This window comes from Endozoicomonas sp. Z74 (assembly GCF_057680865.1).
On sequence record NZ_JBLYZI010000015.1, the window covers coordinates 43,207 to 68,822 of the forward strand.

A 25,616-nucleotide genomic window follows, 5' to 3' on the forward strand; every position below is an offset into this window, starting at 1 on the left:
AATAATATGGTCTGTTTTAATCGCTTACTATCTGGTCGTACAGTCGTGTTTTTACTGGACACTCATCGGTCACAGTTTTTCCAGGGCCGTTTTGATTTCATTTTCCCTGAACTGGCTGAAGGCTTTTCGCCCCTGCTCTTCAGTGGCAGACACTTGTTGCAGTGCGGATTCAAACAGTGAGCGGGCCTGTTCAAGATTTTTCTCCCCGTCCACGCTCATGGCATGGCCATATTGAGTCAGAATTTCCAGGCTGTCAGGGTTCTCTTTCAGGGCATCTTCAAACAGCTTCAGGCCTTTCTTTTTATCCCCAAAAGACAGTGGCCAGCCCGGTGCCCAGTAAACGACGGATGCCAGACTTGCTTCCGCCATGCCATCCATCGCCATGGGGTCCAGCTCAATGGCCTTTTCCAGATCCTTCCGCCCCTCTTTCAGATAACCGAGGGATTTCATACTGTTGAGGGCATTGGCAATTTCCAGGTTACTGTTTCCTTTAACAATCAACAGCTCGGCATCGTCGGGGGTTTTCGCCAGCTCATCGACCGCTGCCTGAAACACCCCTTCAAGGACCTTCACCCTTTGATCCGCATCTTCTTCCTGAAGCGCTTCAACCCAGCGCGCTTCCAGTTGATACCCCATACTGGCCGCGAAAGTCTCAGCAGAAAAAACCAGAAAAGCGAATGCGCAGACAGCGATCAACTTTAGATTTGCCTTCATCGTTTACCCCCTTGGACTGAAGAAGTCTGGAGTCGGGTCTGGAGCCGGATAATCGGTTCAGAGCCACTCAAATAAAATGAAAAACTTTCATCTTTATTATTCAGCAACTGTAAAGATTGCTTCAACAGGAACATGAATAAACGTCAGATATCGTTGATGCACGTCAATTTTGAACCGTGATCGATGATTTAGTGGACAAATTAGAGGGATAAGGCAGTAAGATGACTGATACATAGGCGAAGTTCGGTGTCAGGCCTGGAAAAATGACATTCATCACTAAAAACCTCAATTTTTCGCTTTTCCTGACTCAACCTCTACCTTCTTTTTTCAAATATGAATAATATTTACATTCTAGCGCGATAGGTGATCTTCATCACAAGGCCACCTGTGTCCCGTTGATAGCTTGTGATGGAGTGAATCCGTGCAACGACTGACCACAAAAGAAAAGCTCACCTACTGTGTGGGTAACTTTGGGAATGGCATCGCCATTGGTATCAACATGTTCTGGGTGGTTTATTTCTTCTTCCCGCCCCTGGACGCAGAAATTCCTTATGTTATCCCTCAGGGCTCCCTGTTTCTCGGGCTGACCCTGATCGGCCTGATTCTGGCCGGTAACCGCATGATTGACGCCATCACCGATCCCTGGATCGCCAGTGTCTGCGACCGAAGCAAAAACCCAAAGGGCAAGTACATTCCCATGATGCGGCTGGCGGCCCCGGGTGTACTCTTTTTCATGGCGGCGATTTTTTTGATTCCTGATCCAGGTGAGATCACTGCGCTCAACGTCATCTGGATTACGGCCTGTATTGCCCTTCAGGCGCTGTCGCATACCATGTACAACATTCCCTATTATGCACTTCAGGTAAAAATAGCCCCACATACCGATGACAAGCTGGATTTAAATACCATTATGGGCGCATTCTGGTTCAGCGGGCTGGTGCTGGCATCCTTTGCCAGTATTATATGGATTACTCTGGGGTCACAACTTGGCATTGATAAAGTCAATGGCATCCAGATCACATTTCTGATACTGGCTGCAATCGGTACTATTGCACTGCTAATCCCTACCTTCCTGATCAAAGAAACCGATTATCAGGACGTCGATCCCTCACAGACTCGTCGCCCCACCTTTTCAGCAACGATCAGTGTGATTAAAAACGATCATATTTTCCTGCGTTTTCTTCTGATTCTGGTTCTCTATTACCTGGCCACTTATATGTTTGAAACCGGGCTGACCTATTATGTGACGGTGCTGGCCAGAATGTCTGAAGCCATGTTGGGCACCATTGCCAGTATTACTGGAGTGGCCAGTATTTTCTTCTACCCGCTGGTGAACCGGCTTTCCAAGAAAAAAGGAAAGAAACCTCTGATGAAGATGGCCTTTATGCTACTGGGCATCACCCTGGCCATGGTGTCCATTATTGGTCTTGGCAGCATTTCTCCAATGATTTTCATCGTCCTGCTGGTGATCTTGTCGCCCTACCCCCAGGCAATTCTTTCCATACTGCCTGGTGCCATGACCGCAGACATTGCCACCTATTCCAAAAACAAAACCGGCCAGGATAACTCCGGTATGTATATGGCGGGCTTCTGGTTTGTCCAGAAAATAGCCGCCACCTTTGCCATGCTGCTGTTCACCTCCTTCCTCCTGTTAGGAAAAGACATCGGAGATGATCTCGGGGTCCGTTCAGTGGCCATTTTTGCCGCGGCCATCTGCGGTTTTGCCTACCTTCTGGCCAAAACTTACAACGAAGACGAAGTCATGAAGTACCAGAACAAAGAGGATGTGCAACCCCAGCCAGAAACCACTGGCACTCTGGAAACCCAGCTTTCATAAAGAAACAACGGGTATAAGCAATCCACTCACTCCGACTGTTATCAGGCCAACCCATAACAGTCGGTTCTTCTATTTATCCTGTTCCAATCCCGTTTCGTTAAATTCCCTTTCCTGATTTGATTTTCGTCTCTTATTCAAGACTGAAAAACTCAGCCAAGCTTCCTTTACAGATAAAGGATTCATGACTACTTTCCTGTCTACTCAGACAATCTTCCTCTTTAAAGGAGTCGTTATGAATCCTCATCTAAGATGCCGTTTTGTTTCACCTTACATATCGAAAACAACTAAATTTTCTATTATTTTTTTATTGCTATGCCCGTTTAACCTGGCGTACTCGTCTGTCATTCCAAAAAAGGACAACTCTCACAAAGAAACAACGCCCTGCAAGTACTTTTGCTCTGAAGCTGCCAGAACAGAGCAGCTGCTTCAATCCACACTTCTCACTGTCATTATCAGCCCTGACCTGTCTCTTGAAAACATGGGTTTTAAAATCCCACAAAACGTACTGGACTCGATGGTAAAAATCAGGAAAGCCTTTCAGGAAGGAAATTACTCAGGCAGCAATATTGAAACCCTTAGTGATGATTTAAGGCAGTTATCCTATGCTTACGCAGCAATCTATAACGCAGACCCGAAGCAACTGATTAGCTCTTTCCTGGCAGGTGCTACTATGACTACGTTGACATGGGGCGTTCTGGGAAGTATATCAACATTGGCAGGATTAGGAACAGGTGCTGCCGTAGCCTACGCCTATCCTGCAGATATAAAAGACTCAGCAAGATATATGCTCGTTCACCCTAAAGCACTGGAATATTACACGGACTTCCTGATCAGCCAATCCCCTGGACAAATAAACGATAGACCCTGGTATTACCCAAGCATCTACCTTGATAGAGACTTATCTCAACTGAATCCCATTGAATATTTTGGTGAAACCAATCTGAATCCATTCCTGACTGCTATTTTCCACCCATCTCTCAGAAAAATACTGGCTGATCAAAAGTTGCAACAAGTCTCTCCAACCACGGAAATAAAAAACCGGCTCAACAACAGTTACAATACAGAGTATTCAGAAACAAAAGTAACGGGTTTAGCCAGCTGTCCAGAAAAAGCCATTGAGGAAAACTCAAACAGTTACCAGTCATGCCTGGACAGGAATAAAACAGCACTATCAAAACTGGTCAGCCATGAGCCTGACACCTGTCAAATCATCAAGCTGTACGCAACCGGAGAAAAGCACCTCGATCGCACTGAGCCCCTCACAATAGTCAACAAGTGCCAGGATACCCATTCAACCTACCTTCAGATTCCAGTGTTACTTACCGACGAAAATCAAGGCAGGCCTTATAAACTGGCAAGCACAACAGAAGCATTTGATTCTCTTATGACTCGAATCCTCGAGCTAACTCAACCGGTCAGTGTCTCAGTGAGCGTCTATTAAGGTTAATAACGCCTTGGATAGCGGCTGCTGTAAACATGACCACTTATAGCAGCCATTCTATAAATCACTTAATATTCAATAAGTTGAAAACAGCTACTGGAACTACGACAAGAAAACCAAACCCAAAACACCCTCCTCAAAATGCTCACCACAACAACCAGAGGAACCTTTTTATCTCACCAGGGTCAATAGCCTTTATTCAAACAATACGATTTACAGTACATGGGATTTCATGTATCTGGAGGCTTAGATATGGCAAACCCACCCCCCCCCCCCTAGTGCAACCCAGGTCTTATATGACTTCGCTGTGCATGCAGGTACATCTTTGGCATCCACTGGACTTAAAGCTGCTCAATATTGCGTAAAATGCGGGCTATTCCTTGGCTATAAAGTCTGCCAGACAACTGTAACACTCCTTGTTTCAGGTCTTTGTCGTGGAAAAGATTTTTTAGTGACCCATGTAAGAAAGGTTCTTTCTGAAAGATCGGTTGAAGCTTCTAATCCAAGATCTCCACAAACACCTGGATTACGAAAACCGCTTCCCAATGGACCAGTTCAACAACCGACTGAAGAGCAGTTAATCGAAAGATTGAGTAATACTCCATTACTTCCTGGAACTACAGACTATGAATATAACGAAGTCATTAATCTGGTTAAAACCAAGCCAGAAGTAAAACAACTGGCAGATGAAATATATTCAGCCAGTTGCATTGAACTGCTAGATCACTTCAAGAGAAAAATAAAAGAACAACCATGGAAAGAGAAGCTTTATAAACAAGAAAAAGAAGCTTTTAAAGCATTAATTAAGGCAAAAGAGAATCAGTTCTCTCCACCCTCTCCTCCCAGATTCCCGTACAGTCTTAAAACCCATCAAAGGAAAAACTATCAATACCTATTGACTGATATCAATAAAATGTCTCATCAGGAGATAAAGTCTTTTCGATCTCACATAGAAAGTGACCTTAGATCAAAAACTAACAATTACCCAAGCATAACAAAAGATCAAAAAAAATCACTCTTAGCAAAATTAATGAAACAGCAATATTGCCTTCAAATAGATCAAGCAAGAACAACCAGCGAAGTTGATAGCCTTATTAAAGATGCAGAACAAAAAATCACTAAAATGCCAAAAGGTACGTATGGTGAATTATCGAGCCTAGCTGATTTAAGAAAGCGCGAACTTAACAATAACTTTCTTAAACTTCCAGCATTAAGAAACAGGCTTAACAAGGTATAAACGTTATCAGCACCTTCACGTTGAAGGTGCTGATTTCTTAAAAGAGACATACTCTTTCAATTAAAAAGACCTGATACCTCCAAACACCCTGCCACCGTCGTTTTATCAGCGCTGGCCAGCCAGGGCACCTCACCCAGGCAGGGAATGGGAAGCATGGCTTTAAGCGTCTCAACATTGTCTTTATACCGACTCATTTCGGGGTCTATCCGGTTAGCCACCCAGCCCGCCAGTTTCACCCCGTCCCTGACAATGGATTCTGCCGTCAGCAGGGCATGGCTGATACAGCCCAGTTTCATGCCAACCACCAGGATCACTGGAATATCCATTGCCCTGGCCAGGTCACTGAGCATCTCTCGATGATTCAGAGGAACCCGCCAACCGCCAGCCCCTTCAATCAACGTGAGGTCATTCTTCTGCATCATGGCCCCCCGACAATACCCCACCAACCGATCAACGGTTACGGTAATACCGGCTTCTCTTGCAGCAATATGGGGAGCAATGGGAGGCTCCAAAGCAAAAGGGTTCACCTGCTCATAGGGTAAAGACAGCGTCATGGCCTCCATCAAAGCCAGGGCATCCTCATTTCGCCAACCGGCTTCAGTATTCTGGCTCCCGGCCGCCACCGGCTTTAACCCCAGGGTCGACAGACCTTGTTGACGAGCCGCTTCCAGCAGGCCACAAGTCACCACGGTTTTCCCCGCATCGGTATCCGTGCCCGTCACAAAATAGGTTTTTCCCATCGTGATACAACTCTCTTTAATTGGGGATGGCGTATGGGGCTGAAGAAAAAACAGTAGTTTAAACTGTTTTTTGCAATACGCCGTAGAGCACCTGGTAAGTCAAAGGCAACCCGGCCTCTGTCCGAAACGACTCATAGGCTTGTTGCAACCCTTTCAGCTTACTGCGTGTCACCAGCCCGTTTCGCCCGGCCAGAACCGTATTGACGCCCAGAGCCTTCAGGCTTCTCAGCAGAGAAATCACATCGGGGTAATAGACTGTTTCCGCCTTCTGACTGAACATCACCGGAACCATTGAGCAGCTATGGACCTGTTGCTTTTGCAGGACTTCAGAATCAAACCGGTTAACCCGTTCATATTCCCCCACCGCACGCCAGGCCAGATCCAGCTCCTTAAGGCTCCCTTGTGCCAGAGTGGAAAAGACAAACCGGCCACCGGGACGAAGAACCCTGCGTACTTCATTCAATACCCGGTCAAGTTGGCACCACTGAATCGCCAGGCTGGAAAAAATCAGGTCAAACCCGGAGTCCATAAAAGGCAGAGCTTCTATATCTCCCGAGCACCAGTGAATCCGGCGGTGATCCGACTGGGTGTTTTTCGCATAGTTCACCATGCCCCAGGCCAGATCCATTCCCATGACAGCAGCCTGTGGATAAAGGATCGATAACTGACGCGTCTGATGACCGGTTCCTGCACCAAGATCGAGTATTTGCTGTATGTCCTCTCCGCCCTGCTCCAGGCCGGGTAACCCAAGCATCGCTCTTGCCGCCACGCGGTTTTGCAGCCCGGCAGCCTGGTCGTAACTGCTGGCCGCCCTGCTGAAATTGGCCGCAATACGTCGCTTGACGTCCATAGTCGCAGCCGGACGCTCTTCCGGAATGATTGAACTCAGTTGATTCATAGAAGACGACACAGCGATTGAATTTCCCTGACCACAAAATCCGGGTCATCCATAAAGAAACAATGCCCGCCTTTCACGGATTGCACCCGGTGCTCCGGATACCGTTCAGACAGTCTTTGAGCAGCCTCCACTGGAACCAGAGCATCATCCTGGCCCAGTATGTGCGAGACAGGGCAGCGAATATCCGCCAGCGCCGAACGGATGTCACTGCTTCCCAGCAGCGTTAACAACGCCTGCAGAACGGTAGGCTCCAGCTCCGTTTCTGCCTGAATGTCACGAAAAAGTGACTGCAACGCTTTGGCTCTTTCACGCCGGTTGATGCTGCCCGCACTGCACAGCAGGGTAAACTGTTGCAGGGTTTGCAGGCAGTGCTTTGAGACCCCGGCCTGAAACCCGGAAAACAGCTCAGGATCCATGGCCGCTGTCCACTGTGCATTTTTGACAAAACAGGCATTGGTGGCCAGATTAACCACAGCCGCCACATTCCCCGGATGCCTGCTGGCATAGAGACTGGCCAGAACGCCCCCCATGGACCAGCCCACCAGAACCGCCGGTTTCTCAAACAGTTGCTGATCAAGGTAGGTTAGCAACCCTTCCCAGTGGATATTTTGACCCCTGGCTGAATCGCCTATCTGAACCAATCCCGGCAGTTCAACCACAGAAACACGACGATGGTCTTTATCCAGAGCAGCAGCCAGCGATTCCATGGCCATGGCGGGCATGGCCCAGCCACTGATTAATACAATAGGCGGTGACTCAGATGACTGGCTCATCATACAGGCGCTCCTGCCAATTTGTCGGAAGAAAAAGTGGCATCCGATACGTTCAATGGCTTTTCGTTAGCTATGGGCATGTTTCCTTCACTGTGGGCATTTGTCCGTTTAAAAGCGATTTCCAGGGATTCCAGCAGTCGCTCCACATGGTGGAGCTCATGGGCTGCGCTCAGTGTGATCCGTAGCCTTGAGGTTCCTTTTGGAACCGTGGGTGGACGTATGGCCGTCACCAGAACTCCCTGATCGGCCAGCGCTTCACTGAGCGCTGTGGCCTGCTCAGCACTGCCCACCAACAGGGGTTGAACAGGGGTGCTGGATGCCATCAGTTGCAAACCAAGCTGTTGACAGCCTTCCCTGAAGCTGTGGATCAGCCGCTGAAGTTTCTCACGACGCCAGCCCTGCTCCTGGAGCAGCACCAGGCTGGTTCGGGTGGCCGCTGCCACAGCAGGAGGCATAGAAGTGGTGTAGATATAAGTTCGGGCAAACTGAATCAGTGTTTCAATCAACGCTTCACTGCCCGCCACAAAGGCCCCAGAGGTTCCGAATGCCTTACCCAGTGTGCCCACCAGAACAGGCAGCTGCTCCTGGGAAAGACCGAACCGTTCAGCCACTCCTCCACCAGAGGCTCCCAGACAGCCAAAGCCATGGGCATCGTCCACCATCAGCCAGCCCTGATGCGACTTTGCCTTCATGGCTAACTGCCGCACCGGAGCAATATTGCCATCCATGCTGAACACCCCATCCGTGACGATCAGCTTCCGGCGGGCTTCGGTTTTCTGCAACCGGGCTTCCAGGCTCTCCACATCACAGTGCAGATAGCGCCGGAACTGGGCACCGGACAACTGACCGGCATCCAGCAGCGAGGCATGGTTCAACCGATCCTGGAAAACCGCATCCTGCTTGCCGAGAAGAGCACTGATCACCCCCAGGTTGGCCATGTAGCCATTGGAAAACAGCAGTACCCGTTCCCGACCGGTAAATTCAGCCAGTTCTTCTTCCAACTGGTGGTGTGCACGACTGTGTCCCACTACCAGGTGGGAAGCACCGCCACCCAGACCATAGCGTTCCGTTGCCCGGCGAAAACTGGCCACAACGTCAGGGTGATTCGCCAACCCAAGGTAGTCATTACTGCAAAAAGCCAGAAAAGACCGACCCTCGATCTGAACCTCCGGGCCCTGGGGAGAGTCCAGCGTTTTCCGGCTACGGTAAAGCCCCGCAGACTGACGTCCCCGGAGATCCTGCTCCAGCTGAAAAGCCACTACAGGCCTCCGGCAACGGCCTTACCCGAAGCCGCCATGGCATCAAAATACTGGTCGTTGCTTTTCTCTGCATCGTGCATCGCTTTGAGGGGACAGTGATAATCCAGTGCAGGATCATCACTGTCGGTCAAAGCCTGTTCACCCTGATTGATCCCCAGTTTACTGAACAACTGACGGTCGCGGCTGGCTTGTGGATTGGCCGTGGTCAACAGCTTATCCCCCAGAAAGATCGAATTGGCTCCGGCAAGAAAAGCCAGAGCCTGAAGCTCATCACTCATTTGCTCCCGCCCGGCGGACAGGCGCACATTGGAAGCCGGCATCATGATTTTGGCCACCGCAATGGTACGGACAAAATCAATACCATCCACCGCTTCCACATCTTCCAGTGGTGTTCCCGCCACTTTCACCAGCATATTGATGGGGACACTTTCCGGGTGCTTTGGCATATTGGCCAGCTGCACCAGCATTCCCGCGCGGTCACGTTCATTCTCCCCCAGCCCGACAATGCCACCACTGCAGACATTCATGCCCGCTTCCCGAACGTGGGCAAGGGTGTTGAGACGGTCTGAATAGGTTCGCGTGGTGATGATATTGCCGTAAAACTCAGGAGAGGTATCCAGATTGTGATTGTAATAATCCAGCCCGGCATCGGCCAACTCACTGGCCTGGTCAGGGCTCAGCATCCCCAGTGTCATACAGGACTCCAGCCCGAGGGCCTTGACCCCTTTGATCATTTCGAGAATATAAGGCATATCTCTGGCAGGGGGGTTTTTCCAGGCCGCCCCCATGCAGAAACGGGTAGCACCGGAGGCTTTCGCCGATCTCGCCTCCTCCAGCACCTTGCGTACCTCCATCAACTTCTCTTTCTCCAGACCGGTGTTGTAGTGACCACTCTGGGGGCAGTACTTGCAATCTTCCGGGCAGGCACCCGTCTTGATCGACAGCAGTGTGCTAACTTGCACCTGGTTCGGATTAAAGTAGGCCCGGTGAGCCAGCTGAGCCTGAAACACCAGATCATTAAAAGGGGTTTGAAACAGGGCCTCCACCTCATCCAGAGTCCAGTCATGGCGAATTACAGCGGCAGGAATTGAGGCGGAATCAGAAGCAGAATGGGTCATGAAGTCCTCGGGATGAAAACACTTTTTACCGGACAGTTGCCCGCTGTTTATTGATATTGGAAATAATGATTTGACCCGATGATAACGAAATTAAAAGCTTCGTCAATCCATGAATCTCAATCAGGTTTACAACTGGATAAATATTAAACGCCATCTTGCCATGCACTGCCTGTTGTGCCGTGGTATCACTTCATGCCTGAATCCCATCTGCCCGCTCTGCGTAAACTCATTTCCTTTTATTGACAGCGCCTGCTCCCACTGCGGGCTGCCTTTGATTTCCAGCGACACCGGCCTGTGCAGGCAGTGCCTGAATCAGCCTCCTGATTTTGATCAATGTCTCAGCCCACTGGTTTATGCATTTCCAGTGAACCGAGCCCTTCAGTCCATCAAGTACCAGTCGCGCCTTGAGCTGGTTCGCCCCATAACGGGGCTTCTGGTTGACCTGCTGGAGGATCAGTACATCGGGCGCTCCTGGCCCGAAGCGATGGTTCCGGTTCCTTTGCACCCGGCCCGCCTCCGTAAAAGAGGCTATAACCAGGCTCTGCTGCTGGCCCGGGCGATCCGCCGGCAGTTGAATACCTGCCCCCCGGCCCTGGATGACCGGCTATTGAAACGAACCCGAGCCACTGCCCCACAGCAAGGGCTGGATGCCAGGGCCCGGCGCCGGAATATCCGTCAGGCATTCACACTGAACCACCCTCCTCCCTGGCAGCATATTGCCCTGGTAGATGATGTGGTGACCACCGGTGCCACAGTCAGTGAGATCGCCCGTCTTTTGAAACGCTCCGGCGTCAGTCAGGTCGATATCTGGTCCATTGCCAGAACTCCGGAGCAGCAATAACACGACAGCAGATTAACAACAAAGCCCCCTCCTTCACTCGACCTCTAACGGTTAGGGTAGCTAGCCAACGCCATTGACTATAAAATCCACCCCCACAGCCCATTCACTCCTGCCGGAGGCCTTCATGAATTCCACAGCTCAACATCCTTACGACCAGCTGACCCCGGACCGGGTCCTGGATGCTGTGGAAAGTCGGGGTTATCTCAGTGACGCCCGGATTCTTGCCCTGAACAGTTATGAAAATCGCGTTTATCAGGTGGGCATTGAAGAGGGCCAACCGATCATTGCCAAATTCTACCGTCCCGATCGCTGGAGCAGAGCGCAAATAGAAGAGGAACACCAGTTCAGTCTTGAGCTTCAGGCCATGGAACTTCCTGTGGTAGCCCCTCTGGCCGACAGCAAGGGTTCGACACTCCATGAATTTGAAGGGTTTCTTTATGCACTGTTTCCCCGCCAGGGAGGACATGCTCCGGAACTCGACAATCTGGATAACCTGATGATTCTTGGGCGAACCATGGGACGAATGCACAAGCTGGGAGCATCAAAACCCTTCAGTCACCGCCCCCAGATCAGCCTGAAACGCTATGGCATTGATAGTGTGGACTACCTGCTGGAAAACGACTTTATTCCCGCTTCCCTGCGCGAAGCTTATGAAACCCTGGCCAGAGATCTGCTGCACCGGCTGGACAGTATCCAGCAGCAAAATCCCTGCACCGCCATTCGAGTCCATGGGGACTGCCATGGGGGCAATATCCTCTGGCGCAACGATGCCCCTCACTTTGTGGATTTTGATGACACGGCCATGGCCCCCGCTGTTCAGGATCTGTGGATGCTCCTCAGCGGGGATCGCCAGAGTCAGACATTGCAGATGGCTGAAGTTCTCGAAGGCTATACCGAATTTATGGACTTCCATCCCGCTGAACTGAATCTGGTGGAGTACTTCCGGACATTGCGCCTGCTCCATTACAGCGGCTGGCTCGCCAGACGCTGGGATGATCCTGCCTTTCCCATGGCCTTTACCTGGTTCAATACCGAGCGCTACTGGGCGGAACATATTCTTGAGCTCAGGGAACAGCTGGCAGCATTGGATGAGCCTCCGCTGTCAGTATTTGGCCAGATGTAATTCGGATGCAGACAAGCATCGTGGGAATAAAAGGCAGGTAAGTACAAACCCATTTACCATGGCCTTATTTATAAATGTCATGATTTTTAGCTGCCTGTAAGAAAACGGGCAGCCATAAAGCCCGTCAGCCAGAATATTAAGATTTAGCATTTATAAAAAAATACACTATGATGGATGGAAACAATATCCCAGATATCATAAACGGAAGTTTCAATTCTGCCCATTTTCATCATAATCTGCATTTGATAGAGGCATTTAAAATAAGGATCGTAATTACTTAGTTAAAATATTACCAACATAAAGACAACCATTACTCTATCTTTGATAGCTGTTCAATTGAAAATCAGTTTGCCTATGACTTATAAGCGTAAAAAAGCCGCCCTCCTTCTTATGATCGTTCATAGCTTGTTATACATACTTCAAGCTTGCCCGGTAATGAGCAACAACCTAGAGACTGCAGATCAGCAGCTTCCTGTTATTCCAGACTCCCGCCACAGTGAGAGATGCCAAAATCTGGGATTGAGTTCAACATTATGTGAGCATGCGCTCCATATAGATATTGTTCTAAAAATACTTGACGTTGACCCATTTTTCGACAATTACAGACCCACTCACATCGCTTATAAAACATTCGAACAGTTTCGAAATGTCCTTGAAAACAATTTTGGACGAGAAGACTATAAAACATTCAGCCAATATAAAAAACAATTTCTTGAAAAAGCCCTCAGCCAACTTGGGATGACAAAACAATATCCTTTAGAAAGGACTTTAATGTCATCACAACATGATAAAGCACTACTTATTTTTTTGGGAGCACACCCAAAATCACTCTGCGACTCACTTAACACCTTGGAAAAGATAAAACCCAAAGTCGAGGGTGCCCTGGTAATCGGAACCTACCAATCTTATCCATTTCCTGGAAATGAAGTTTGCCCTGAATATTATCAATTACTGAAAAGTAAAAGAGGTGTACCTGAACCAGATAGCCTCTCTATCACTCAACAGCATTTCATGGTTAAGCTTCTTAACACCGTTGGAATACAGACATTCTCCCTCTTTCCGATGGAAAGCTATTATCCAAAGCACAGAAACACAAACAATAACGATCACTTATATGAGTTTCTATCAACCTCTCATGAAATTTACAGACAATTCTCAAAAGTAATAATTATCGCTCACCAACCTTTTGTTAGAGAAGCAAAGCTCATCTTAACAGACTATTTTAAAGGAACAGATACAACACTGCACTGGATCAGCCCAACTCCAACCATTGATATTGCAGAAAGCTTACAAGCCCTTATGTGGTGGGTCATTCGTGACTATCACCTGAACCCTCACTAAAAGGTCATACACTGTTGAACTACCAACATACTAAAATCCTCTACTTATTTTAGAGAGTGTCAGAATAGTGGAAACCACCAAAAACTCATACACTCCCGTAAAGCTTCATTACTTCTCTGCAATATTGATGATGTCTGTTCTTCCTGTATTTGCAGAAATGACAGATCGGGTAAACTTGATGACACGAACCTGTCCTATCACAAAACACACTGCCTCTAAAAATTGTTATGGAACTCTATTTCAGGGGGGGCGCATTGAATACCGATCACAATACAGTTCTTTTGGTCTTCCAGAGGTGAAACCATTCACACTCAAGCAAACATTTGCATTATTCGATTTACTGGCCATCCACGGTATTATTGATCATGAATACAACCTCAATACCATAATGAGGATGACTCAGGCAAAGGAACCAGCAAAACTCACGGATGTACAAAAACATCAAACCGTTTCCTGGTATCGTGACGAAAGCGCTGAGCCCCTTCCGGACAAAATTTGTCGTGACAGACCTCACCTCAAACAAGATACAGTAAATGCACTTTCTGACATGGGTATGTACGCCCCTCATTTACCGCCTGTACACCGCTATGAATATACTTTTTTCCTGGGGGGCAGTATTCAGGATATGCAGCTTAGACTGCTGACCCTGCTCTCAATATTTTCTACCTACGAAAACAATCCGCACTTTGACTTCGGTACCATTGTTGTCCTAACCTGTGATCGCCAGATAATGACAACCCCATGGGAGCTCGATAGCAATCGAGTCGGCCTGCTGTTTGACAAAACGCCCAGGTCCGTATGGGACTTATCCAACCCGACAAAAATGATGGACATTATCTCAACTGGTCCCGAAACAACCGTCGAGGTCAGTGCCATGACGGAGGCCGATGCTTTTAAGGCCATTTATCACAGCCTGAATAAAATATGCCGCGATCCTGATTATTTTCAAAAAATAAAATACAGCTCTTTGGGATATCATTCTGTGCTTCCGGCGGATACTCTTGCGGAAAACAGTTTTGAAAGCAATATCTATAAAAAAGAGGGGGACTTATACCAACTAAGCGACGATGTCCCCAACCTCGCGTGCAGGTTTCTGGAAAAATACGGCATCCCTGAAACCCACATCAGCCAGCAAACTCAATCTGGAGTGGAGAGAATTAATAGACCCACCACGAAGGAAACAGTTAAAAACTTTCTTAATGAAAATAAAATGCTTCACCAGTGCGACCACAAAAAAACTTGTCATATAATGGCAGCCAGCAATGCTCCGCACATTGCCTATCAGCATATAGCCGTTTTTCAGGCTCTTGAAGAGCACTGGGTTACCTTATACGACCATGTCGACCAGATTGAACTCACACTGCCCAACCAGTCCAATTCAACCGTCAGAAATATACTGACAAAAGAACTGAAGGATCTCCGAAAAGCCCTGAAAACCTTTCCCAACACCCAGTATTACCAACTATCAACGATAGGAGCGGGAGCATCAACGGATATCCCAACGGACTGGCTGCTGGACAATCTTACCAAGCTGTTCTTTCTTAACGCCCGTCGCCCTGTACGGTAGCTCCGCCCACAGAAAGTTACTCATCATCAAACCGGCCATAGGCATCCGGCGCCAGATTTTCAAACCGGGTATACTGGCCGATAAATGCCAACCGGCAAGAACCAATCGGACCATTACGCTGTTTACCGATAATGATCTCAGCAACCCCTTTGTATTCAGTATCGGGGTTATAGACCTCATCCCGGTATATAAACATGATGACATCGGCATCCTGCTCAATCGCACCGGATTCACGAAGGTCGGAGTTGACCGGTCGTTTGTTCGGACGCTGTTCAAGGGATCGGTTCAACTGAGAGAGGGCAATAACCGGTACATTGAATTCCTTGGCAATGGCTTTCAGGGAGCGGGATATTTCTGAAATTTCATTGGTCCGCCCCTCGCCAAAACCGGGAATCTGCATCAGCTGTAGATAGTCGATCATGATCAGCCCCAGGTCGCCATGCTCCCTCACCACCCTTCGAACCCGGGATCGCATTTCTGAGGGGCTGATGCCCGCTGTATCGTCAATAAACAGCTTTTTATCCTTGATGCGTTCCACCGCCGACAGCAGCTTCGGCCAGTCTTCCTCTTCCAGCTGGCCGCTTCTTACCTTGGACTGGTTGATTCGACCCAAGGAAGAGAGCATACGCATCATCAACTGCTCGCTGGGCATTTCCAGGCTGAAGACCATGACGCCTTTTTCGCTGGATAACAGCGCATTTTCCACCAGGTTCATGGCAAACGTGGTTTTACCCATGGAGGGACGGGCCGCCACAATCACCATGTCCGAAGGCTGCATACCCGACGTCATTTCATCAAGGTCTTTGAACCCGGTAGTGGTGCCGGTAATGGCATCCCCCGCATTGAACAGCTCATCAATTTTCTTGACGGTGTTTTCCAGAATTTCCCGAACCCCGACAGGCCCTCCGGTATTGGGACGCTCTTCAGCTATATTGAAAACCAGCCGTTCCGCTTCATCCAGAATCGCCTGGCTGTCTTTACCTTCCGGGTTATAAGCACTGTCCGCGATCCGCTGGCCGGTATTGATCAACTTGCGAAGCACTGAGCGCTCATAGATGATTTCGGCGTAGGCCCGGATATTGGCCACACTGGGCACATTACCCACCAGTTCTGCCAGATACACCAGCCCCCCGACCTCATCCAGCTCTCCCCGGTTTTCAAGCACTTCGGCCAGGGTCAACGGGTCAAAAGGTTTACTCTCATTACTGAGGTGGCTGATCGCCCCATAAATCAGCTTATGGCCTGGATTATAAAAGTCGTCTGACGTTAATTTATCCACCACCCGGTCCCAGGCCTGGTTATCCAGCATCAGGCCGCCCAGCACAGACTGCTCAGCTTCTATGGAGTGAGGAGGTGTCTTAATCGCTACCGTGGCGTCATCAATGGGAAGTTCAAGCTCCCTGGGCATGGCATTAAGCATATGGACGATCTGATCGTAAACCCGTGAGTAGTATTTCAGGATACCCCAAAGGGCACTGTAACGTGAAGGTTATGTGTAACTTCGAAGGTGTGAGGGTGTTGACGGCTCTCGCTTACCCAAACTACCTACTGCTTGCAGATTCATGAGCTTCCCTCATTCGTCGTCTACTCACAGTGTCAATGAAAATGGGTATAAACACTTGCTATTATGTCCGTGCATTTAATTTTCCGGCGACCTCAACAACCCTGCGCGCCAGATACTTGGCGCTCTGTAAATCGATACCATGCACACTACCCTCAAGACTGTGTGAGGTCACACCCAACTGACAGCCCAGCCTGTTAACCCCTTTATCAGCATCATTGAATGGTGCATCAAGCCCCACCCAGATCATTCCATGTTGACTTGCCAACGTCGAGAAGTACTGCAATGTCGATGCCTGGTCACCGTTTAATCCAGAACCCGAAGTTATACCTGCAGCGACTATTCCTGACCATTCCTGAGTTTCCCAAAAATCACTGGTTGCGTCGGCAAATGCTTTGAATTGAGCAGAAACACTGCCCATGTATGTAGGTGAACCAAAAATGATAGCGTGGGCCTCTTTGAGTAAACTCATTAGTGATGGATTAATAAATCTGCCCTCAACGATTTCATTGCCTTTGATTTGATGACAGTGTAATTCCACTTCTAATTTTTCTATTTCACTGCCTGCTGCTCTCATGAGCTTCCCAGTAACATCTGTATGCGTAAAATAAACCAAAGCGATTTTTATCATTTTTCCTTATCTCATAATTTACCCCCACACTCCTTCCGGGAGGCCCATACAGTTTCATGTTACCTGAAGGAGCTGCGCTCCCATGCAGGAACCCAAAGGGGCTAAGGGAAGAGTCACCGAAAAATATACCGTTTTTCGTCATCCCCGCGAAGGCGGGAATGACAATGGGTTATTCTTGTTTGCTGCTTCCCTAAAAGCATGGGAGCGAGGGCATAGGCCATAATCCCGAAAACCGCTCCACGGTAACTGCTCCTGCATTACTCTAGCTCCTGCATCCATGCAGTCGTGCGTTTTCGGGATACAATACATCCATGTATATAAAAACCCGGAGCTCAAAGAGCCCCGGGTTTTACCATCAGGCAATTACATCAAAAGCGGATTATTCAGCTTCGATGAAGACCTTGATAGCAGCGGCTACGTCAGTGTGCAGCTGAACGCCTACGTCGTACTCACCCACTGCACGGATCGGTCCGTCAGCCAGGCGAATTTCACTCTTGGCGACTTTAACGCCAGCAGAAGTGATGGCTTCAGCCAGGTCACGAGGACCGATGGAACCGAACAGCTTGCCTTCGTCGCCAGCTTTGGCGGTCAGGGTCAGTTCGATTTCAGCCATTTCACTGGCACGCTTCTCAGCAGTCGCCAGCTTCTCATTAGCGGCTTTTTCAAGCTCAGCACGACGAGCTTCAAACGCTTCCAGGTTTTCCTTGTTGGCAGGAACAGCCTTGCCGAAAGGAATCAGGAAGTTACGGCCATAACCGGCCTTAACGATAACTTTGTCGCCCAGGTTGCCAAGATTGGCAACTTTTTCGAGCAGGATAACGTCCATTTCGCTAGCCTCTTTATTACCTAGTACCTGTCACCCTTGATGCAGTCTGGCGGCAACGCGTGAGCGAAAATCAAACAGACTGTCAAGGCATGCAGTTAAAACAATGACCGGGTATGCCAGTTGCGTGACAAAGATCAGCAGCAGATAAAATGCCACCAGCCAGAAGCTGCCCATATGCCGCATTCCCACCAGCCCATGAATCAGGGCAAGGCCTGCCACCAGCAGAGGCAGGGTCGCAATGGGAACCACAACAATCATATAAGGCGCCAGCGTTGTCCCCGCCAGGGTCAATGCCAGCAACCCCATGGCCGCTGTCAGGGGCAGGCGGATACCGTGAAACTCTTCGCGGAACCCCCCTGGATTGAAGAGTTGCGCCTGCCAGGATCTGGCCAGCACTAACCCCAGAACACAGCTCACCAGGTTAAACCAGGCAAGCATGCCAATCACCCCGTACTCCACCAAAGGTTTCAGGCTGACTACTATGTCGCCCACGCTGTCACCGCTTTGCCCAACATAGTCATGAATAAACTTCATGACCATATCGCTGAGCAGGGCAACCTGCTGTGGGGCCAACTGTGCCATGGCCAGGGCCACAAGGCCGCCGACCGGCAACAGCGCCAGTAGAGTTTTCTGCCAGGAGACCGTTTGGCGCAATACACAGGCCAGCATCACGGTGGCAATCAGTCCGATAACCGTGGAGAACTGTCCCATGGCCGCCCAGGCAATACCCGGCAGCAGAGCCCAGGGCAGCAGTTTCAGCCCCTCACGGATACCGCGACGCAGTACCACCAGAGAGATAATGGCTGCACTTACCCAGAACAACATGGGAATACAGGCAAACACCATGGCCAGAATCAGAGCCTGCTTCGGGCCACGCATTGCCAGTTCCGCCAGTCCACGCATCAGCTATACCCTGTGAATGAATCAGTGGCGATCAGTGTATGGCAGCAGGGCCACGTAACGAGCGCGCTTGATGGCAGTTGCCAGCTGACGCTGGTAACGGGCCTTGGTACCGGTAATACGGCTGGGAACAATCTTGCCGGTTTCGGATACGTAAGCTTTCAGGGTGTTGAGATCTTTGTAATCGATCTCTTTAACGCCTTCAGCGGTAAAACGGCAGAACTTTCTGCGACGGAAAAAACGTGCCATGGCAACGTCTCCTTGAATAGGGCTTATGGTATGAACCGGGTAAACCGGGTCCGTTACTCGGCAGACTCGTCAGCCGCTTCCTCAACCACTGCTTCAGCAGCCGGTTCTTCGGTACGACGCTCTTCACGACGGTCTTCGCGACGATCATCACGGCGGTCTTCACGACGATCACGCTTGTCTTCAGACTGCAGCATGATGGACGCTTCAGTGATCGCTTCGTCACGACGAATAACCATGTTACGGATCACCGCATCGTTGTAGCGGAAGTTTTCCGTCAGCTCATCCAGGGTTTCATTGCCACACTCAATGTTCATCAGAACATAGTGAGCTTTGTGGATCTTGTTGATCGGGTAAGCCAGCTGGCGGCGGCCCCAGTCTTCAAGACGGTGTACCTGGCCACCATTGTCGGTGATCGCGCGGGTGTAGCGCTCAACCATGGCCGGTACCTGTTCGCTCTGGTCAGGGTGGACCAGGAAAACGATCTCGTAATGACGCATTATTTGCTCCTTACGGGTTAAATAGCCTCCCGCCGGATTGAGTCTTTTCAAAAGCTCAGGCCAACGGTAAGGCAAGGAGGTTGTGAGCCGGAAAAGCTCACAGACTTTCACATTCCGAAGAATGCCTTCAGGCTGAAATCAGACGGATCCGCAGCCTATAAGGAGCGGGAATTCTAGAGATTTGTGACGATGGTTGCAAGGGTGGCAGGCCTCATCCACCCTTGTATTGACCGCCATAGCAGGTGGTGCTTTCCCATAAAAAACCTGTCAGCTTTTGACGATGTCCTTTACTATCAGGGAGATGGCTTGTGTAAGCCTGAACAGTTGGCCGGAACTCCCGGAGAGTGACCAGAACCATCACACCCTCATTTTCACAGTGACGTACCCGACAAAAACCGCCCTTATGACAGCACAGCAGCGCCAATGTCAGCCCAGCCAGCAAACGGCCTTCAGGCTCTCATGGCTCTGCCGGTTGTGGCTGCTCCTTTTTTCCCTGGGCGCCGGGTCGGCCCATGGAGAGCCGCTTTCCTTCAATGTGAACGGCCTCGATAAGCCGCTGGCTAAAAATGTAACCCTTTATCTGGAGACCTTGCCGGAGATTGAGCCCGCGCAGTTAAAAGGGTTGCGTCCTGATATTGAAGAGGCCGTCAGAAAGGGGCTGATGGCAATAGGGTACTACAGTCCATCAATTAATATGGCCCTTGATGAACGGGCCCCTCATCAACTGAACATTGTCGTTGACTCAGGTCCCCCCGTGCGGGTCCGCTCCCTGAAGGTTGACCTCGCCGGTGATGCCCTTGAGGACAGGGCCTTCAAACGACTACTGAAAAAACAGCCCCTGAAAGAGGGGGATGTCATGAACGATGGTCAGTATGAATCCCTGAAAGCCCAGTTGAATGACCTGGCCCTTGCCAGAGGCTATTTTGACTCACAGCTGACCCAGCACCAGGTCAGGGTATACCCGGAACAGAGAGCTGCGGATATCCACCTGGTATTAAACGCAGGTAAGCGTTATGCCTTTGGAGATATCCATTATGGCGATGTGTCACCGGCCACCCGGCAGCTGCTTGCCCCCCTGATCAACTTCAGGAAAGGTGAACCCTTTCAATCCGTAAAACTGAGCCAGCTGAACCGGGATTTTTCCTCAACCGGTTATTTCAGCCAGATTGATGTCCGCCCACTGATCGGGAAAGCCACAGGCAATAGTGTCCCCATTTTTATCCATGTCGTCCCCAAAACCGACTGGGAAGTGGAAACCGGCATCGGTTTTTCCACCGATGAAGGACCGCGGGTATCACTGAGCCTCGACCGCCCCTGGATGAACGAGAGAGGTCACAGCCAGAGCAGTGACCTCAAAGTTTCCACCAAGGTGGTGGAGCTGAGCAGCCGCTATAAAATCCCCTATGGCAACCCTTTGCTGGAGTATTACAGCCTGGAGCTGGGCTACCAGAAAAAAACACTGGAAGACACCAACAGCAGCCTGCTCTCTTCTTCCGTTCACCGGTGGACCAAGCGGCCCGACAGCTGGGACCAGGATCTGTTTTTCCGACTGGATTTTGAAGACTTTACCCAAGGTCTGCAGAAAAGTAATAACCGCCTGCTGATCCCGGGTGTGGCCTTCAACCGCCGACGGGTCAGAGGCAACACCATGGACCCGGTATCCGGCAGCCTGTACAACGTCAAACTGGAAGCTTCTTCGGAAGCCTGGGGCTCTGACGCCGACTTTCTTAAACTCTGGGGAAGGGCCAAGTGGCTGGCCACCCTGGCCGGGAAACACCGCTTTCTGGGCCGGATTGAACAGGGCGGCATCCGCATCAATGACATCAATGATATCCCGCCTTCCATTCGCTTTTTCACCGGGGGGGATCAGTCGGTTCGGGGTTTCAGCTATGAAAGCATTTCTCCCAGGGATGCCAGCGGCCAATTGACCGGTGCCCAATACATGAGTGCGGTCAGCGCAGAATACAATTATGAGTTTATCCACAACTGGCGACTGGCGGCCTTTATTGACAGCGGTACCGCCACCAATGACTACAAAGACGATTGGAAAACCGGAACCGGTGTTGGCATCCGCTGGGTGACCCCTCTGGGTCCCCTGAAACTGGATCTGGCTTTTGCCATCAGTGAAGAAGGCTCTCCCTGGCGTATTCACTTTTCCATGGGGCCTGATCTATGAGTGCCGTCTTCAGGAAAACCGGGCTGGCCATTGCGGTACTGGTTCTTGTGGTACTGGCGCTCCTGTCAATTTTGCTGTTCAGTCACAGCGGTAATGCCTGGCTATGGAACCAGGCGGTTCAGCGACTTGAGCCTCTGAGTGGAGAACTGGTCAGTGGAGACTTGCTCCATGGCTGGACCTTCAGCAGGCTCCAATGGGAAGACAATACCCTGTCTTTCACTGCAGAACAGGTTGACCTGCAGTGGCAACTGACCCAATTGATCCACAGCGAGCTCCCCGTCAAGCTGTTGCGGGTAAAAGGGACCACCCTGACCCTTAAACCAGCCCCGGACACACCTTCCCTTGAAAAAACAGCCCAGCAAACAGCAACCTCTCCCGACAGCGAACTGCACATTCCCGTTAATGTCCTGATCCACCGGATCGACGTCCAGCAGTTTTCTTTTCTCTCCGATAGCGTCAACGTCAAACTGCAATCCCTGAGCACCGATGCCAGCCTGATTGACAGTAAAATCCAGATCAATAACGCTCTGGCCAATCACCTTCATGTAACGATTAACGAAACGAAATCCGATTCGGCCCCTTCTTCAAAACCCATAGAGCTCCCAAGCGTTTTTCTGCCCCTGCCCATTGAGCTTCACCAGCTGATGCTCAATGATGCACTCTATGAACAGGCCGGCATCCAGGAACCGGTGGATCAGCTGACCCTGGCTTTTCGATGGCAGCGGAGCCACGTGCAAAACATTCAACTCCGTGCTGACAGCCCAAGGGCCTCCGCCAGCCTGCAAGGGGATATTGATCTGACCGCTGCCTACCCCCTGAATGCCAGACTTGTGGGCACCCTCAAGAAAGGCATTGCTGAAGGAGAGGCAGGTCATCAGCTGGCAGGGGAAAAGGTGGATCTAAGCGCGGCCGGTGACCTGAACCAGCTCCGGTTGGCAATGACCACAACCGGTCCATTTAACCTTGCCCTGAAAGGCACCGTTGGCGCCATTGCCCCGGATACCCCCTTTGACCTGAACCTGAACTGGAAAGATATCGTCTGGCCACTCTCTCAAACTCCGAGTCAAACTCCGAGCCAGTTTCACTCAAGCCGGGGTACAGCCAGCCTGTCCGGTAACCTGAAACAGTATCAGCTGACACTGGACACGTTTATTCAGGTCAGTCACAGGCCTACCACTGAGCTGACAGTCCGGGCCAGAGGAGACCTTGAGCAGCTTGAACTGGCCCCCTTGACGGTGAAGCAGCCGCCCCACGAGCACAGTGCTTCTCCAGAAACAAAGACAGAAACAGAAGGCCTGCTGGAGCTGACCGGGGTGCTGAACTGGCAGAAAGGAATTCGCTGGCAGGGCTCAGCAAAACTGGACAACCTGAACCCTGGCCCATTGATTCCCGACTCGTCGCCAGACCTCCCTGGACAACTGAGCGGCCTGCTGAAAAGCCGGTTTTCACTGGAACAGAACCAGTGGCAGGTGGATGTGCCCGAGCTGTCCATTCACGGTTCCCTCAGAAGCTATCCGATCACCGCCAAAGGCGCACTGAAAGCATCAGGCCACCTGCCGGCAAGCTTCAGGCCCGATCAACCACTGCCTTTGACCGCCAACGTAGATGACCTGGTACTGTCTGTGGGACAGAACCAACTGTCCGTCAATGGTCAAATAGCAGAACAGTGGTCGCTCAACGCCAGAGTTGACGCAAGAACCCTGGATGAAATCTACCCTGAGCTGACAGGAACGCTGACGGGTCACATCGACTTGAGCGGCACCCGTGACCGCCCCAGCATTGATTTTAACCTGGACAGCCCCGCCATTGCTTTCAGACAGATAAACATCGAAAAGCTGAAGGCGGAGGGACAGCTCTCAAAAAACCTGCCTGCCAGTAACACGCTTCCCCCCAAAATAGAGTGGCAGGGGCAGACCACCATTAACATCGCCTCTCTTGTGAAAAATGGGGTGAACGGTGGCTTAAAACTGGAAGCCGTCTCTCTGGAAGCCCGGGGCAACGAAAAGCAACACCAGCTGTCTCTGAAAACAGCCGGGGAACCAGTATCCGGGCAGCTGATGGTCAACGGTTCATGGAAACACCATCAGTGGCAGGGAGAACTGTCGGCAGCCAAAGTAAAAACACCGGTAGATGAATGGGTACTGGAAAAGCCACTGCACATTACCGTCAATGATCTTCAGTCATTACAACTCTCTGACCAGTGCTGGCAGGCTTCTCCGGCACGATTTTGTATCGATGCCAGCCAGGCGTCCCGGGAAAAAGCATCCGCCCGCTTCCAGCTGAACAACTATCACCTGGAAAAGCTGGCACCGTTTTATCCGGATGGCTTTATCTGGACAGCCACTCTTTCCGGCGAAGGAGAAGTGCACTGGGATGGCTTATCACCTACAGCCCACCTCAGCCTCAAAACCACTCCCGGCTCTTTCACCCGTAAAGAAGCCGCTGCCACGGAGGATTCCACAGACGTAGAAGCAATATCCTTCAACTACCAGCAGTTGGCAGCGGAACTGGCACTGAATAAAAATGACCTTACCGCTGACCTGATTTTTGCATCGAAACAGCTTGGAACGGCCACAGTCCAGACCACTGTCAATGATGTTCATACATCCAGAACACTGGGTGGCAACCTCCACCTTGAGAGCCTCAAACTGGATTTCCTCACCCCTTTTGTTCCGGACGTGGCCAGTATCGACGGAGTGCTCTCCGCCAATGCCCGTCTCGCCGGAACCCTGGAAAAACCTCTCCTTTACGGTCAGCTGGTGCTGGACAAGGGGCAGCTGGCAACCCGGGCTGATGAAGTCAGAATCCGGGATCTGGTCACCCGGCTGGCCATAAAAGGCGACCATGGCGAAATCAGTGGTGGCATGCGGGTCGGGGAAGGAGACGTGAAGCTCACCGGTCACCTGGATTGGCAGACAATGCCGGTCACCGGCCAGATCGTGTTGAAAGGCTCTGATCTGGAAGCCAATGTCCCCGGTTTGCTGGCGTTGAAAGCGTCCCCGGATTTAAAACTGGAGATCGGCGCACAGCAGAAACTGACCGGGAAGATCGTTATTCCCTGGGCCAGAATCCAGATCAAGGACATCCCCAAACACGCCATCACAACCTCCGATGATGTAGTGATCGTCACTCCGGAGGATGGGCAGAAACAGGAAACCACAGCCATGTCCACCCTTACCATGAATGTTGCGGTGGTCCTGGGCAAAGACATTCACATCAATGCTTATGGTCTGAAAGCCAACCTGGGCGGCCACCTCACCCTGCTGCAGGTACCCGGTAAATCCCTGGCCGCCAATGGGTCCATCCAGATACTCAATGGCCGCTACCATCAACTGGGGCAGGACCTGCTGATCAAAGAGGGCAACATCATCTTTTCCGGGCCCATTTCCAGCCCCTACCTGATGGTGGATGCCATCCGCAACCCGGACTCCATTGAGGATGACGTGACGGCAGGCATAAAAGTGACCGGTACACCGACTCATCCCAACATTGAGGTTTATTCCGACCCGGCCATGTCACAGCAGCAGCAGCTTTCCTATCTCCTGCGAGGACGGGGCCTGGAGAACGGTGATGACTCTGCTGTCCAGTCCATGCTGATCGGGCTTGGGGTCAGCCAGCTGGGAGGGGTTGTCTCCACGGTCGGAGAAGCCTTTGGCCTGTCCGATGTTTCCCTGGATACCGAAGGCAGCGGCGACGAGACTCAGGTCACCATCGGAGGCAACCTGGCCCCCGGCCTGCGGGTTCAATACGGTGCGGGCGTGTTCAGCTCCATTGCTGAAATCAAAATCCGTTACGAACTCATCCCTCACCTCTATCTTCAGGCCGTCAGTGGGCTGGCCCAGGCGGTAGACCTGTTTTATCAGTTCAAAATAAAGCAGCCCTGAAAA

The 25,616-nt window shown here is 50.7% G+C and carries 21 protein-coding genes; 9 read left to right on the forward strand and 12 right to left on the reverse strand.

Annotated elements, in window-relative coordinates; genetic code table 11:
• Positions 1-69: 69 nt before the first annotated feature.
• The gene (locus tag ACNRUY_RS06565; RefSeq protein WP_488110847.1) at positions 70-714 is read right to left on the reverse strand and encodes a hypothetical protein; all 645 of its coding nucleotides are present in this window, start codon (positions 712-714) and stop codon (positions 70-72) included.
• Between the two features lie 421 nt (positions 715-1,135).
• Between ACNRUY_RS06565 and ACNRUY_RS06570 the strand changes: the two genes are divergently transcribed.
• The 3 genes from ACNRUY_RS06570 to ACNRUY_RS06580 all read left to right on the forward strand — a co-directional run bounded on the left by ACNRUY_RS06570 (position 1,136) and on the right by ACNRUY_RS06580 (position 5,229).
• Positions 1,136-2,551, forward strand: a complete 1,416-nt coding sequence (locus tag ACNRUY_RS06570; RefSeq protein ID WP_488110848.1) for an MFS transporter — start codon at positions 1,136-1,138, stop codon at positions 2,549-2,551.
• Between the two features lie 232 nt (positions 2,552-2,783).
• A complete protein-coding gene (locus ACNRUY_RS06575) occupies positions 2,784-3,992 on the forward strand; it encodes a hypothetical protein (protein ID WP_488110849.1) in 1,209 nt (402 codons plus the stop codon).
• 325 nt (positions 3,993-4,317) lie between these two features.
• A complete protein-coding gene (locus ACNRUY_RS06580; protein ID WP_488110850.1) occupies positions 4,318-5,229 on the forward strand; it encodes a hypothetical protein in 912 nt (303 codons plus the stop codon).
• 56 nt (positions 5,230-5,285) lie between these two features.
• Here the strand turns inward: ACNRUY_RS06580 and bioD are convergent, their stop codons facing one another.
• From bioD to bioB, 5 genes are read right to left on the reverse strand one after another with little or no spacing between them, the layout of a single operon-like run.
• On the reverse strand, positions 5,286-5,969 hold the full coding sequence (gene bioD / locus ACNRUY_RS06585) for a dethiobiotin synthase (RefSeq protein WP_488110851.1): 684 nt from the start codon (positions 5,967-5,969) through the stop codon (positions 5,286-5,288).
• Positions 5,970-6,027: 58 nt separating this feature from the next.
• Positions 6,028-6,867 carry a malonyl-ACP O-methyltransferase BioC gene (gene bioC, locus ACNRUY_RS06590; RefSeq protein ID WP_488110852.1) on the reverse strand — a complete coding sequence of 280 codons (840 nt, stop codon included), beginning with the start codon at positions 6,865-6,867 and terminating at the stop codon, positions 6,028-6,030.
• Positions 6,864-7,643, reverse strand: a complete 780-nt coding sequence (locus tag ACNRUY_RS06595) for an alpha/beta fold hydrolase (protein ID WP_488110853.1) — start codon at positions 7,641-7,643, stop codon at positions 6,864-6,866. The genes bioC and ACNRUY_RS06595 overlap by 4 nt, the downstream gene beginning before the upstream one ends.
• Entirely contained in the window at positions 7,640-8,899 is a 1,260-nt protein-coding gene (gene bioF, locus ACNRUY_RS06600) for an 8-amino-7-oxononanoate synthase (RefSeq protein ID WP_488110854.1), read from the reverse strand. The genes ACNRUY_RS06595 and bioF overlap by 4 nt, the downstream gene beginning before the upstream one ends.
• The gene (bioB, locus tag ACNRUY_RS06605; RefSeq protein ID WP_488110855.1) at positions 8,899-10,017 is read right to left on the reverse strand and encodes a biotin synthase BioB; all 1,119 of its coding nucleotides are present in this window, start codon (positions 10,015-10,017) and stop codon (positions 8,899-8,901) included. The genes bioF and bioB overlap by 1 nt, the downstream gene beginning before the upstream one ends.
• Before the next feature lie 109 nt (positions 10,018-10,126).
• Here bioB and ACNRUY_RS06610 point away from each other — a divergent pair, with 109 nt between their 5' ends.
• The 4 genes from ACNRUY_RS06610 (at position 10,127) to ACNRUY_RS06625 (ending at position 14,889) form a co-directional block, all read left to right on the forward strand.
• Entirely contained in the window at positions 10,127-10,858 is a 732-nt protein-coding gene (locus ACNRUY_RS06610) for a ComFC family protein (RefSeq protein WP_488110856.1), read from the forward strand.
• A gap of 124 nt (positions 10,859-10,982) precedes the next feature.
• Positions 10,983-11,981, forward strand: a complete 999-nt coding sequence (locus ACNRUY_RS06615) for a serine/threonine protein kinase (RefSeq protein WP_488110857.1) — start codon at positions 10,983-10,985, stop codon at positions 11,979-11,981.
• A 354-nt stretch (positions 11,982-12,335) separates the two neighbouring features.
• Positions 12,336-13,322: a hypothetical protein gene (locus ACNRUY_RS06620; RefSeq protein ID WP_488110858.1), complete on the forward strand. Its 987-nt coding sequence runs from the start codon at positions 12,336-12,338 to the stop codon at positions 13,320-13,322.
• A 67-nt stretch (positions 13,323-13,389) separates the two neighbouring features.
• A complete protein-coding gene (locus ACNRUY_RS06625; protein ID WP_488110859.1) occupies positions 13,390-14,889 on the forward strand; it encodes a hypothetical protein in 1,500 nt (499 codons plus the stop codon).
• 16 nt (positions 14,890-14,905) lie between these two features.
• Here ACNRUY_RS06625 and dnaB read toward each other — a convergent pair whose 3' ends face one another.
• The 6 genes from dnaB to rpsF form a co-directional block, all read right to left on the reverse strand.
• On the reverse strand, positions 14,906-16,309 hold the full coding sequence (dnaB, locus tag ACNRUY_RS06630) for a replicative DNA helicase (protein WP_488110860.1): 1,404 nt from the start codon (positions 16,307-16,309) through the stop codon (positions 14,906-14,908).
• A 205-nt stretch (positions 16,310-16,514) separates the two neighbouring features.
• Positions 16,515-17,081 (reverse strand): flavodoxin family protein, encoded by a 567-nt coding sequence (locus ACNRUY_RS06635; RefSeq protein WP_488110861.1) that lies wholly within the window; start codon positions 17,079-17,081, stop codon positions 16,515-16,517.
• 379 nt (positions 17,082-17,460) lie between these two features.
• On the reverse strand, positions 17,461-17,907 hold the full coding sequence (gene rplI, locus ACNRUY_RS06640) for a 50S ribosomal protein L9 (RefSeq protein ID WP_488110862.1): 447 nt from the start codon (positions 17,905-17,907) through the stop codon (positions 17,461-17,463).
• 30 nt (positions 17,908-17,937) lie between these two features.
• Positions 17,938-18,810, reverse strand: a complete 873-nt coding sequence (locus tag ACNRUY_RS06645) for a hypothetical protein (RefSeq protein ID WP_488110863.1) — start codon at positions 18,808-18,810, stop codon at positions 17,938-17,940.
• Between the two features lie 21 nt (positions 18,811-18,831).
• Positions 18,832-19,056 carry a 30S ribosomal protein S18 gene (rpsR, locus tag ACNRUY_RS06650; RefSeq protein WP_020584246.1) on the reverse strand — a complete coding sequence of 75 codons (225 nt, stop codon included), beginning with the start codon at positions 19,054-19,056 and terminating at the stop codon, positions 18,832-18,834.
• Positions 19,057-19,109: 53 nt separating this feature from the next.
• On the reverse strand, positions 19,110-19,553 hold the full coding sequence (rpsF, locus tag ACNRUY_RS06655) for a 30S ribosomal protein S6 (protein ID WP_488110864.1): 444 nt from the start codon (positions 19,551-19,553) through the stop codon (positions 19,110-19,112).
• A 403-nt stretch (positions 19,554-19,956) separates the two neighbouring features.
• Here rpsF and tamA point away from each other — a divergent pair, with 403 nt between their 5' ends.
• Both tamA and tamB read left to right on the forward strand, forming a co-directional pair.
• A complete protein-coding gene (gene tamA / locus ACNRUY_RS06660) occupies positions 19,957-21,729 on the forward strand; it encodes an autotransporter assembly complex protein TamA (RefSeq protein ID WP_488110865.1) in 1,773 nt (590 codons plus the stop codon).
• Positions 21,726-25,613 carry an autotransporter assembly complex protein TamB gene (gene tamB / locus ACNRUY_RS06665; protein ID WP_488110866.1) on the forward strand — a complete coding sequence of 1,296 codons (3,888 nt, stop codon included), beginning with the start codon at positions 21,726-21,728 and terminating at the stop codon, positions 25,611-25,613. The genes tamA and tamB overlap by 4 nt, the downstream gene beginning before the upstream one ends.
• Positions 25,614-25,616: the final 3 nt, after the last annotated feature.